Annotated in this window: 10 protein-coding genes; all 10 read right to left on the bottom strand. The window is 41.2% G+C overall.

The genetic code is table 11. The features are described from left to right. Window positions 1–347 precede the first annotated feature (347 nt). The 10 genes from UE46_RS03290 to UE46_RS03245 all read right to left on the bottom strand — a co-directional run bounded on the left by UE46_RS03290 (window position 348) and on the right by UE46_RS03245 (window position 12,105). Window positions 348–731: a hypothetical protein gene (locus UE46_RS03290; RefSeq protein WP_036063604.1), complete on the bottom strand. Its 384-nt coding sequence runs from the start codon at window positions 729–731 to the stop codon at window positions 348–350. Window positions 732–747: 16 nt separating this feature from the next. Continuing rightward, on the bottom strand, window positions 748–1,413 hold the full coding sequence (locus tag UE46_RS03285) for a hypothetical protein (RefSeq protein ID WP_051493096.1): 666 nt from the start codon (window positions 1,411–1,413) through the stop codon (window positions 748–750). A gap of 403 nt (window positions 1,414–1,816) precedes the next feature. Then, on the bottom strand, window positions 1,817–3,109 hold the full coding sequence (gene eno / locus UE46_RS03280; RefSeq protein WP_036063537.1) for a phosphopyruvate hydratase: 1,293 nt from the start codon (window positions 3,107–3,109) through the stop codon (window positions 1,817–1,819). Between the two features lie 108 nt (window positions 3,110–3,217). Then, window positions 3,218–4,750 carry a 2,3-bisphosphoglycerate-independent phosphoglycerate mutase gene (gpmI, locus tag UE46_RS03275; protein ID WP_036063539.1) on the bottom strand — a complete coding sequence of 511 codons (1,533 nt, stop codon included), beginning with the start codon at window positions 4,748–4,750 and terminating at the stop codon, window positions 3,218–3,220. Then, on the bottom strand, window positions 4,751–5,506 hold the full coding sequence (gene tpiA / locus UE46_RS03270; protein ID WP_036063540.1) for a triose-phosphate isomerase: 756 nt from the start codon (window positions 5,504–5,506) through the stop codon (window positions 4,751–4,753). A 269-nt stretch (window positions 5,507–5,775) separates the two neighbouring features. Continuing rightward, on the bottom strand, window positions 5,776–6,966 hold the full coding sequence (locus UE46_RS03265; RefSeq protein ID WP_036063542.1) for a phosphoglycerate kinase: 1,191 nt from the start codon (window positions 6,964–6,966) through the stop codon (window positions 5,776–5,778). Between the two features lie 88 nt (window positions 6,967–7,054). Then, window positions 7,055–8,065 carry a type I glyceraldehyde-3-phosphate dehydrogenase gene (gene gap / locus UE46_RS03260; RefSeq protein ID WP_118907388.1) on the bottom strand — a complete coding sequence of 337 codons (1,011 nt, stop codon included), beginning with the start codon at window positions 8,063–8,065 and terminating at the stop codon, window positions 7,055–7,057. Window positions 8,066–8,099: 34 nt separating this feature from the next. Next, window positions 8,100–9,146, bottom strand: a complete 1,047-nt coding sequence (locus UE46_RS03255) for a sugar-binding transcriptional regulator (protein WP_036063544.1) — start codon at window positions 9,144–9,146, stop codon at window positions 8,100–8,102. Between the two features lie 565 nt (window positions 9,147–9,711). Continuing rightward, window positions 9,712–11,064 carry an RNA polymerase factor sigma-54 gene (rpoN, locus tag UE46_RS03250; protein WP_036063547.1) on the bottom strand — a complete coding sequence of 451 codons (1,353 nt, stop codon included), beginning with the start codon at window positions 11,062–11,064 and terminating at the stop codon, window positions 9,712–9,714. A gap of 111 nt (window positions 11,065–11,175) precedes the next feature. Next, entirely contained in the window at window positions 11,176–12,105 is a 930-nt protein-coding gene (locus UE46_RS03245; protein ID WP_036063563.1) for a dipeptidase, read from the bottom strand. Window positions 12,106–12,270: the final 165 nt, after the last annotated feature.

The raw sequence follows: 12,270 nt of genomic DNA, 5'->3' as shown, positions 1-12,270 counted from the left end.
TCGTCGTATCTTACTTCTTAATTAATCATACCTCAATATCTTTTAGTAAAATTATTATAGCAGAAAATAGCTACTTTGGCTTTTAGATTACATTGGCAACGGGATAATATAGATATTGCTATAAAACTTAAAGTCTTTCCTCCATACCTTGCAAAAATAAAAAGTGTGCTTCTCATAAGAAAGAAACACACTTCTAAGCCCTAAAAGTACTATTTATTATTGTGATGTGACAAACCAAAAAAATTAATTTGTATAGCTTTCATTAATTGCATTTACGATATATCATTTATTCTGGCCTGCCGTATCTTTCTGCACTTGACTTAACAGCTCCTTCACAAGTTACAACTCTAAGGAATGCAGTAAAACCAGAAAAATTTATTATCAGGAGTCACTACAATTAACCGTGCATAGTATGTTTGATCTTTATCCTTGATTATGGGAAACCCTTTAGCTGAGTAGACTACAGATTTATCCGGTATTGTTGGGCTTTGAAAATCTGACATCATTGGCGCATATCTCCAAATCCCTTGAATGTTTCCAATTTGTTCGTTAATATCTTGCTTTGTTGGTTTTTTTAGAGTTTCCAAATCTTTTCCACCTATAGTTAGGTAAAATTGGTCGTACAGTCTAAATTCAGAATTATTTGGTGAAAAATTATTTCTATTTATAACTAAAAATATAACTAGACTGAGGAGTAGCACTGATACTATAATTATTATTTTTTTTTTCAAGTGTCACGCCTCCTGTTCAAGGGTATTTAATATAAATTTCAGAATTTCTCGTACTCTTATATGTTTTATATTCCGTACGATATAGAATTCCGCTACCACTATAATATTTAATGGTGTAGTTATTTTGGTACACATCTCCCTTTACAGCAGGTCTACTGTATCTTTTAAGATCAGCTTTAAGAAAACCTCCACTGCCAGCTGAAGCAGCAGCCACAGTAAAAGAAAGTGGACCAAATCCTAATGTTAAACTAGCACTACCTGACCTTTTTTTTGTAGCTGAGAAAAAATATCCATCATAATGCTTTTTCTCAGGAAAGTCTGGATGATAGTTTAGAAATACCATACTCTTTAATTTCTTTGATGAGGTATTTGTACTTGTTGTCCAACCACTTGCGCTTTTTAATAACGGACGATCTGTCTTTATTTCCGTCACAGGTAATTTCACTTCAACGCCAAGAGGCGAGTTCTCCATTATTTCATAAGCTTCCTCGCTAAATTCATTCTTTTTATCTACATTGGATCCTTCACTTATTTCAGCTACAATCTCAACATCTGAATAAATTTCTTTACCTTCAGTTCCATCAATTGATTCTACTCCTGCTGCATCTGCCATCATAGGGTAAAATAGTGTTGTTCCAATTACCCCTATCGAAATCGCTGATATAATTTTTTGGAAACTCATTTCCGATCTCCCCATTTCTATTTTGTATTCTATCTATCATTATGTTACAATAAACACACAAAAAATGCAAGCGTTACCAAAATGATGTAGGAGTTGATTTAAATGGCACCAAAAACATGGAAAATTGTCCAAATATCCGTTTATAGTGTAGCTTCATTAATTTTTATTTATGGAATTTTTAGTACAGGTAGTTGGATATATATTTTATTTTTATTAGCAATGGTCTTTTTACTAGTAAAAACTCTATTTATAAATGTTAACAGGTCTGCTCATATAAAAAATCATAAGTAACATCATAGTTAATTCATCAAATTTTCCAACCTGACATCCGCTTATAAACACCTATTAGTAAATACAGGAAACCCCCAGAATTTTTTTCTGGGGGTTTCCTGTATTATAGCGATTATTTTTTCAAGTTGTAGAAAGTATCTTCGCCGTGATATTGTGCCAAGTTACCTAGGTTATCTTCAATACGTAACAATTGGTTGTATTTAGCAACACGGTCTGTACGAGTTGGAGCACCTGTTTTGATTTGTCCAGCGTTTGTTGCAACAGCGATGTCAGCGATTGTGCTGTCTTCTGTTTCACCAGAACGATGGGAAACTACTGCTGTGTAACCAGCGCGTTTAGCCATTTCGATAGCGTCTAATGTTTCAGTAAGCGTACCGATTTGGTTAACTTTGATAAGGATTGAGTTAGCGATGCCATTGTCAATTCCTTCTTTCAATTTCTTCGTGTTTGTAACGAACAAGTCATCACCAACTAATTGTACGCGATCGCCAAGGCGTTCAGTCAATAGTTTGTGACCTTTCCAGTCGTTTTCGTCTAAGCCATCTTCAATAGAGATGATTGGGTATTTGTTAACTAACTCTTCGTACCAAGCAACCATTTCTTCAGAAGTACGGGTTACGCCTTCACCTTTAAGTTCATAGTTACCAGTTTCGCGGTTGTAGAACTCAGAAGATGCTGCATCCATAGCCAATTTAACTTGCTCGCCTGGAGTGTAACCAGCTTTTTTGATTGCTTCGATGATTGTTTCTAATGCTTCTTCATTAGATTTAAGGTCAGGAGCGAATCCACCTTCATCACCAACACCAGTGTTAAGGCCTTTACCTTTAAGAACTGATTTCAGGTTGTGCAAGATTTCAGTACCCATACGTAATGCTTCAGAGAATGTTTTAGCTCCAACAGGCATAACCATGAATTCTTGAATGTCTACGTTATTGTCAGCATGTTCGCCGCCATTAACGATGTTCATCATTGGAACTGGTAATACTTTCGCGTTTACTCCACCAATGTATTCGTATAACTCAAGGCCTAATTCTTCCGCTGCTGCACGAGCTGCTGCTAAAGAAACACCTAGAATTGCGTTAGCGCCTAATTTACCTTTGTTTTCAGTACCGTCAAGCTCGATCATTGCTTGGTCTAAACCGATTTGGTCTGTTACGTCAAAACCGATAATTTTGTCTGCAATAATGTCATTTACGTTTTCAACAGCTTTCAAAACACCTTTACCCATGTAACGGCTTGAATCGTTGTCGCGTAATTCTACTGCTTCATATTCACCAGTAGATGCGCCACTTGGAACTAATGCGCGACCGAATGCGCCAGTTTCTGTGTAAACTTCTACCTCGATAGTTGGGTTACCACGGGAATCAAGAACTTCGCGTGCGTATACTTCAGTAATAATAGACATAATTTATACTCTCCTCTAAAATTGAATTTTGTAAGGAAGTGACCGAATTACCGGTTGCTTACCTTCTTATTTTAGCCTTGTTTCGCGGAAAACGCAAAGCAGACCTATTTATTTTTGAATTAAACTTCCACCTGTCATTTCGGCAGGTTTTTTCACGCCTAAAAGATCAAGCATCGTTGGGGCTACATCGGCTAAGCGACCGCCTTCACGCAGGGTTGCACCAGCTTTTGTCACGATTACAGGAACCGGAACTGTCGTATGCGCTGTATGTGGTTTGCCTTCTGGTGTTGTCATCGTTTCAGAATTACCGTGATCGGCGAAAATAATCGCAGAACCGCCTTTTTCCAAAATAGCATCGACAACGCGTCCAAGGTTCTCATCCACTGCTTCAATCGCTTTAATCGTTGGTTCAACCATGCCTGAGTGACCTACCATATCTGGATTCGCAAAGTTTAAGATAATCGCATCATGTTTATCATTCTCGATATCTGCTACCAGTGCGTCCGTTACTTCATAAGCGCTCATTTCAGGTTTCAAATCGTACGTTTCCACTTTCGGCGAATCAATCAGAATCCGGCTCTCACCAGGGAATTCTTCGTTACGCCCACCGTTCATGAAGAAAGTTACGTGAGGATATTTCTCAGTTTCAGCAATACGCAATTGCGACAAGCCTTCATTAGATAAAACTTCCCCGATCACATTCGTCATTGGCATCGGAGCAAAAGCAACTTCCGCTACAATACTCGGATTATAAAGTGTCATCGTTACAAATTTGATGTTTTTCGGATGTTTGTCGCCACGCTCAAAATGTTCCCATTCTGTATCCGTGAACGCATTCGAAAGTTGGATCGCGCGGTCAGGACGGAAGTTGAAGAAAATAACAGCGTCATTATCTTTCACAGTTGCGACTGGTTTGCCATCTTTCGCTACAACAGCAGGAACAACGAATTCGTCATTTTTGCCGTCCGCGTAAGAAGCTTCAACCAATTTCACTGGATCTTCAAATTGCGCGCCTTCACCTTTAACAATCGTGTTATAGGCTTTTTCGACACGTTCCCAGCGCTTATCACGATCCATCGCGTAGAAGCGTCCAGAAACCGTTGCAATTTCGCCATAGTTAAGATCAGCAATGGCTTTTTGCAATGTTTCTAAATATCCTACTGCGGATTGTGGTGCCACGTCGCGTCCATCAAGGAAAGCATGGATATAGACGTTTTTCACGCCTTCTTTCTTCGCCGTTTCAAGCAAAGCTACTAAATGGTTGATGTGACTGTGCACGCCGCCATCTGATAGCAAGCCGAACAAGTGAAGATCGGAATTATTCGTTTTTGTGTGCGTGAAAGCATTGTTTAACGCTTCATTTTTTGCGAATTCGCCTTCTTCAATGGCTTTGTCAATACGCGTCAAACTTTGGTAAACAATACGTCCAGCACCGATATTTGTATGTCCGACTTCTGAGTTACCCATTTGGCCTTCTGGAAGACCGACATCAAGGCCGGCTGCTTTCAGTTGTCCGTGTGGATACGTTTCCCAGTAGCGGTCAAAGTTAGGTTTATTAGCTAAGGCAACAGCATTCCCAACTGTTTCGTTACGTAAACCGAAACCATCAAGAATGATGATAGCTACAGGTGATTTTGCCATTTATTTCACTGCCTCCAATAAAGCTAAGAATGATGCTGGCTCAAGACTCGCGCCACCAACTAAAGCTCCATCAATGTCGGATTGTGCCATATATTCGGCAATATTTTCAGGTTTTACACTACCGCCGTATTGAATACGAACAGCGTCTGCCGCTTCTTTAGAAACAACTTCTGCAACAGTTTGACGAACAACAGCACATGTGTCGTTAGCATCTTTACTTGTTGAAGATTTACCAGTTCCGATTGCCCAGATTGGCTCATAAGCAATAATAGATTTAGCAACTTGTTCTTCCGTCAAGCCTTTAAGCGCTGCACGGATTTGTCCACTAACCCATTCATTCGTTTGGCCAGCTTCGCGTTGTTCCAATGTTTCACCACAGCAGATGATTGGAGTCATGCCGTGTTTGAAGATTGCGTGTGCTTTCTTGTTGATATCTTCGTCTGTTTCGTGGAAATACTCACGACGCTCAGAATGTCCGATAACAACGTAAGAAACGCCAAGATCAGCGACTGCAAACGGGCTGATTTCGCCTGTGAAAGCACCTTCGTCTTCAAAATAAGTATTTTGAGCTGCGATTCTAAGATCAGTTCCCTCAGTCAAGCCAACTAATTCTTTTAAAAATAAAGCTGGTGCTGCGATTACGGAATCCACAACATCTTTACTTGGAACTTTATTCTTAACGTCCTCAGCAAATTGTCCAGCTTTAGCAGCCGTTTTGTTCATTTTCCAGTTTCCTGCAATGATAGGTTTACGCATAGAAAATACCACCCTTCCTCTTCAGCGCGCCGACAAACGCTCATCTTTGTCGTTAAACCTTCCGTTCCGATGCTCTTCTACACAAAAGAGTTACGCATAACTTCTCACATGGTCGAGGATACTACTCTCTCCCTGTTTTCAGTCACCATACCCAAGTATGCTCCGCTTCGGTACTCAGCTTTGCCTAAAATCTAAGCATTTGTCGACACGCTGAGGCTCGCAGGTTCTATCGTGACCTGCGAAATACGAGAGGTTAACAGTTTCAATTCTTATTTATCGCTAATAGATTCGACGCCTGGTAGTTTTTTGCCTTCTAGGTATTCTAGAGAAGCTCCGCCACCAGTTGAAATGTGTGTGAATTTGTCAGCGTAACCTAGGTCCATCGCTGCAGCTGCACTATCGCCACCGCCGATGATTGTAGTTGCGCCTTCAAGATTCGCGATTGCTTCACAAACGCCGATTGTTCCTTTAGCAAAGTTGCTCATTTCGAATACGCCCATAGGACCGTTCCAAACAACCGTTTTCGCGCCTTGCAATTCTTTTGTGAAAAGTTCCACTGTCGCAGGACCGATATCCAAACCTTCTTCGTCAGCCGGGATGTGGTTCGAGTCAACCGTGTGGAATGGTGCGTCGTTGCTGAATTCATGAGAAACAACATTGTCGATTGGAAGTACTAATTTGTCGCCTGCTTTTTCAAGTAAGCTCTTCGCAAGATCGATTTTGTCTTTTTCTAAAAGAGAAATGCCGACTTCTTTACCTTGTGCTTTGAAGAATGTGTATGCCATTCCGCCACCGATAAGTAATTTGTCTGCTTTTTCGATTAAGTTCTCGATAACGCCGATTTTGTCGGAAACTTTCGCGCCACCAAGGATTGCAACAAGCGGACGTGATGGGTTATCCACAACGCCACCGATGAATTTGATTTCTTTTTCCATTAGGAAGCCTGCCGCTGAATCTAGGTTAGAAGCGATTCCAACGTTAGAAGCATGTGCACGGTGAGCTGTACCAAATGCGTCATTTACAAAAACATCACCTAGAGAAGCCCAATACTTGCCTAGCTCTGGATCATTTTTGCTTTCTTTTTTACCGTCAACATCTTCAAAACGCGTATTTTCGAAAAGAATAACGTCGCCGTCTTTCATTTCGTTAATTGCACCTTCAAGCTCTGGGCCACGAGTTACAGGTACGAATTTCACTTCTTTACCTAATAATTCGCTCAAACGTTCAGCAACAGGGCGAAGTGATTTGTCCGCTTTGTCTTCTTCTGTCTTCACTTTACCTAAGTGAGAGAAAAGAATTGCTTTACCGTTTTGCTCAAGGATATATTGAATCGTTGGAAGTGCCGCTACGATACGATTATCATTGGTAATTTTACCGTCTTTCATTGGAACGTTAAAATCAACACGTACTAGAACTTTTTTGTCGTTTAAGTCTAAATCGGTCACAACTTTTTTAGCCATAATTCTTTTCCTCCATACTTTTCAAATAAAAAGCGGAAACAAAAGACCTGTTCCCGCTTATTTGTTTATTATTTAGTTCTTAGCAATCTTATTTAGCAATTTTAGCGAAATATTCAAGTGTACGAACTAATTGTGCAGTGTAAGACATTTCGTTGTCATACCAAGCAACAGTTTTCACTAATTGTTTGCCGCCAACTGAAAGGACTTTAGTTTGAGTTTCATCGAATAAAGAACCGTAAGTGATTCCTTGGATATCAGAAGAAACGATTGGATCATTAGTGTAACCGAATGTGTCTGCATCACTTGCAGCTTCCATTGCAGCGTTCACTTCTTCAACAGTAACGTCTTTCTTAAGAACAGTTACTAATTCAGTCAATGAACCAGTTGCAACTGGAACACGTTGAGCAGCACCGTCTAATTTACCAACAAGTGATGGTAATACAAGACCGATTGCTTTAGCAGCACCAGTCGTGTTAGGAGTGATGTTTTCTGCTGCAGCGCGCGCACGACGGAAGTCTCCACCTGGGTGAGGACCATCAAGCGTCATTTGGTCGCCTGTGTAAGCGTGAATTGTAGTCATAAGACCTTGTTCAATACCAAATTTGTCTTCTAATACTTTAGCCATTGGAGCAAGACAGTTAGTAGTACATGAAGCACCAGAGATAACTGTTTCAGTTCCGTCTAAAGTATCGTGGTTTACGTTATAAACGATTGTTTTCATGTCGCCAGATGCAGGAGCTGAGATAACAACTTTTTTAGCACCAGCTTTGATGTGTAGTTCTGCTTTTTCTTTCGCAGTGAAGAAACCAGTACACTCAAGAACGATATCTACACCTAGTTCGCCCCATGGTAATTCCTCAGGGTTACGGTTAGCTAAAACTTTAACTTCTTTGCCGTTCACGTTGAAATAACCATCATGTACTTCAACATCGCCATCGAAACGACCTTGAGTAGTATCATATTTCAACAGGTGAGCTAACATTTTAGCGTCTGTTAAGTCATTGATTGCAACAACTTCAATACCTTCCACATTTTGAATACGACGGAATGCTAGACGTCCGATACGTCCAAAACCATTAATACCAACTTTAACTGTCATAAGTCAATTTCCTCCTTGAAAATAATGAAATTTTTTATTTCAAAAGGGTGTTTTCCCCTTTTAAAAGCATGTTTGCGGCTCCTTCGTCTGTTACTAAAATCGTATTTGACGGAGCGGTTTTCATATACGACTTGATTGCTTTGGCCTTTGAAGTGCCTCCTGCGAGTGCGATAATGTTCGGTATCTGAGGTAGGTCTTCAAATTGTAAACCAAATGTTGGAACCTTGTACACGACTTCTCCTTCTTCATTGAAGTAGTAGCCAAATGCTTCACCAACCGCTTTCCTATCGGTAATTTTCTGCATTGCTTCGGCATTCGTGTGTCTCCGCGCAGCCATTGTTTTCGCATCTCCAATACCATGTAAAATAGCATTTGCAGATTGTACGAGTCGCAGTCCTTCTTGAATTGCGGGCTCTTTTAACAATGATTGATACGCTTCCTCGCCAAGTTGTTCCGGCACGTAAAACATGCGGTGCTTACTATTCGTTTTCGTTGCCATCCTATCGCAAATTGTGTTCGCCTGGTTATTTAGTTCCTCACCAAGCCCACCACGTCCTGGGACAAAAAGTAATTCGCGCCCATTTGCAAAATCTGGTGTCATCATTTCGGCTAGCGTTGCCATCGTAGAACCGCCCATTACAGCGATAATATTCTTATTCTCCGTTAACGATATATCGAGTTGCTCGAGCGCCACACGTCCCATTTCTTCCAGAACCCACGGCGTTACATCGCTGTCACCTTGAACAACAAAACAAGCTTTGATCCTTAATTTCTCGCGCAGTCGATCTTCCATTGTATGTATCCCAGTTAATTGATTCATAACTGATTCTAGTTCGCGAAACACAATCAGACCATCCTTCGTCACTGTCATCCCAGCAGGAGCAATGCCAATCAATCCCTGTGCTTTTAAAAATTCTACTTCACCGCGTAGTACCCGCTCACTCATACCCAGCATTTGGGCAAGTGTCCGTCTACCAACCGGTTCCGCAAAATAAATCGAACGCAAGATTTGATAGCGCTTCTGCATGACAAGAAGCATGTCGGGTAACAATTTCTTTTGAATGTTAATGATATCTGACATTTCAAAGTCTCCTAACCTTCTTGGACTCTTCTTGACCCGCTTAGTCATAAGATGTCCCGATAAAACTAAAAAAACAAGAGAACGAAGTCTTTGCTAGTAAACTTATTATGACTGCTATCCCTGTGAAACACACTACCAACTGTATTTCCGATACTAGTCATCTTCATCGTTTCTAAACTAACCCATCTCTTTTCGTAAAATCGCATGCTGTAAAACAAGTTGTTATTTCATTACCCTACAACAGCTATTCTACCAGTGATTGGGTCATAATTCAAGTCTTAAGGTATAAATTAAAGAAATATTCACAGACACTTAACACTCTGTTCCTACTATATTATATACAACACTCTATACTTTCCACGAAACACTTATGTTAAAACATGAGCATTTCAAACAGATCTAAAGTCTTGTGTTCTTTATATCCCGACCGTAGCGCTGCGTCGTGGAGGGTCGACAATTGATTGGCTGCTAGGCAAAGGCGCGTACCGAAGCGGAATGTACGAGACCTGTACAAGAGGCATCAGAACACGGCCTTTAACGACGCAGATGATCATTTCTCGTTCCTCTAAGCGAACCGTTTGCGTTTGGAGGAGGATAGAATTTGCAACTCCCCACGATATTTTGCAATCGCACGTCGCGACACCTGAATACCTTTATCATCCAGCATCTCGACAATTTTTTGGTCAGATAATGGTTTCAACTTATTCTCATCATTCACAAGCTGCTGGATCAGCTTCTTGATACTCTGGCTCGAAACATCACCAGCATCCGATTCCTCGCTTGCTTTTTTCGCAAGGCTCGATGAAAAGAAGAACTTCAATTCATACACGCCTTGTGCAGTTTCCATGTATTTGCCATTCACAGCCCTGCTCACCGTAGATTCGTGTACCTCGATTTCCTCCGCGATTTCCTTCAACGTCAACGGTTGCAAATGCGTACCCTCATGCAAGAAGAAATCTCGCTGATGCCGCACAATCGCCTCACCAACACGGCCAATCGTACTTTCCCGTTGCTCCAAGCCCTTTTTCAACCAGTCAAATTCGCCAGCCTTCTCTTTCAAAAATGCCGCCACATCTTTTTCCTGCGTCGCCTGCATCATTTGAAAATAGCCCTCTTGGAATTTCATTCGCGGTAAAAATTGTTTCGCCACTGAGACCTGTAATTCATCACCGACCTGCTGCACCACCAAATCTGGCACGACATACTGCACCCGATCCGACTCAAATTCCGCACCCGGTTTTGGCTTTAACGTCACAATAAAATCAGAAATCGCTTGAATATCCACCATCCCGATTCCCATGCCATCCGCAATTTTCTTCCAACGCTTATTCGCAAAGTCCTCAAAATAATCACGAATCAGCGCGTAGGCATGGTCCAGTGCATCTTCATGCCGCTCAATCTGCAGCAAAATACACTCTTTCGCATCGCGCGCGCCCACCCCAGCTGGCTCAAAGCCTTGAAGCGTCTCTAACATCTCCAAAACGTCGCCCTCAGAAATAAGTAACGCTGACGCTACAACATCCACATCCGTCTGCAAATAACCATTCTTATCCAAACTTTCAATTAAAAACAACAACGCTAACTTCTGCTGGCTCGTCATATCTAGAAACTGCATCTGTTCCTTCAGCGTATCTGCGAGCGTCATCGTTGTATCAGCAATCTGCTCCAGCCAATCCGTATCGTCTGACCCTGCGAGATTATTTTTTTTGCGAATCGTGCTCGTGTAATCCGGAGCCATTTCTCTGCCTGGAACTACCTCAATTAAAGGGTTCTCAAGCGCCTTATCTTCCAGAAAAGCCGTCAAATCTTCCATATTAAACTGCAACATCGCGATCGATTGCGACAACTGTTGTGTCATCATTAGCTTCATCGATTGTGCCTGCTGCTGCTTTTGGACAAAATTAGACTCTAGTCTCATGAGATAACTCCTCCTATTTCGTACTCGTCTCCTCTATTATAACACGCAAAAACCACCTCGATAAGACCTAATTAAAAACACCTCCCAATTTTTCTGGGAAGTGTCTGTGTCTTATCTCGGTATATGATTCATAAAATTATCGTAGCAAAAGCCTTTGACTTCCTGATCTGTGAAGTGTTTTCTAAGCTCCGTTATGAAGTCTGGGTATTTCGAACAATCTTCCAAACCTTCTATATGATACGGAATTCCATCAAAATCAGAACCAAAACCAATATTTTTAGCACCACCAAGATCACAAATATGCTTAATATGCGCAATTAGATCATCCATATATACCGTGTCCGCCGTTTCCTTCACGAATAACGGATAGAAAACAACATGAATCATCGCATCTTTTTCAAGCAACGCCTTAATCTGCTCATCCGATAAATTTCGAGGGTGAGGACAAATCGCTTTTGCGTTAGAATGGCTTGCAATCGGGTAATCTGCGAGCTCCATCACATCCCAGAAAGCCTTCTCGCTTAAATGAGAAACATCAGTAAACACTTTCCGGTCATTTAATTTCGCCACAATCGCTTTACCGAAATCCGTCAAACCAGCACCGCGCGATTCCTCAATACCATCGGCTGCTAAATTCGCATTATTCCAAGTTAACCCTACAGACAACACGCCATAATCCAGCATCTGATCCAATTTACGCAAATCCGCGCCAATTGGTTCCACACTCTCAAGCGTAAGGAATGCCCCAATCTTCTCTTCGGGCACACGATCCACATCCGACCATTGTCTAAGCGGCTTAATAACCCCATTCCGATGCAAAACATGTTGCCTATAAATGTTCACCTGCTCCAGTGCTTTTTTCCACTTTTGTTCGACAGGCGTTGTTGGGTCCAGAAAAATCGCAAAAGCCTGCATTTTGATACCGCCTGCAATCATCTTTTCAAAGTTGACGTCCAGTTGCTCTGAATCCTGGAACATCACTTTCCCAACACCCGCCTGCAGTTTATAAAGCGCATCACAATGCATATCCACGATGTTCATCATTACACCCACCCCCATTTGATATCTCTATTATATACTTTTTGAGGTGGGAAACAAGACTTATTTATTTATATATTTTAACTATCACAAAACTGCTTTCATCCATTATCACTAAAAAACTTCCAATGCTACAAAGTCTATACTTTATAACATCGGAAGTTTTCA

Origin of the sequence: Listeria weihenstephanensis, from assembly GCF_003534205.1 — a bacterium.
In the GTDB taxonomy this organism is placed as follows: Bacteria; Bacillota; Bacilli; order Lactobacillales; family Listeriaceae; genus Listeria_A; species Listeria_A weihenstephanensis.
Note: the sequence above shows the minus strand (reverse complement) of the source record. Positions and strands in the feature narration are given on the sequence as shown.

What these genes read in the sequence shown, in the direction of transcription:
- UE46_RS03285 (WP_051493096.1), bottom strand. Translation starts at nt 1,413, where the DNA reads ATGAGTTTCCAAAAAATTATATCAGCGATTTCGATAGGGGTAATTGGA.
- gap (WP_118907388.1), bottom strand. Translation starts at nt 8,065, where the DNA reads ATGACAGTTAAAGTTGGTATTAATGGTTTTGGACGTATCGGACGTCTA.
- UE46_RS03255 (WP_036063544.1), bottom strand. Translation starts at nt 9,146, where the DNA reads ATGTCAGATATCATTAACATTCAAAAGAAATTGTTACCCGACATGCTT.
- rpoN (WP_036063547.1), bottom strand. Translation starts at nt 11,064, where the DNA reads ATGAGACTAGAGTCTAATTTTGTCCAAAAGCAGCAGCAGGCACAATCG.
- gpmI (WP_036063539.1), bottom strand. Translation starts at nt 4,750, where the DNA reads ATGGCAAAATCACCTGTAGCTATCATCATTCTTGATGGTTTCGGTTTA.
- tpiA (WP_036063540.1), bottom strand. Translation starts at nt 5,506, where the DNA reads ATGCGTAAACCTATCATTGCAGGAAACTGGAAAATGAACAAAACGGCT.
- UE46_RS03265 (WP_036063542.1), bottom strand. Translation starts at nt 6,966, where the DNA reads ATGGCTAAAAAAGTTGTGACCGATTTAGACTTAAACGACAAAAAAGTT.
- UE46_RS03245 (WP_036063563.1), bottom strand. Translation starts at nt 12,105, where the DNA reads ATGAACATCGTGGATATGCATTGTGATGCGCTTTATAAACTGCAGGCG.
- eno (WP_036063537.1), bottom strand. Translation starts at nt 3,109, where the DNA reads ATGTCTATTATTACTGAAGTATACGCACGCGAAGTTCTTGATTCCCGT.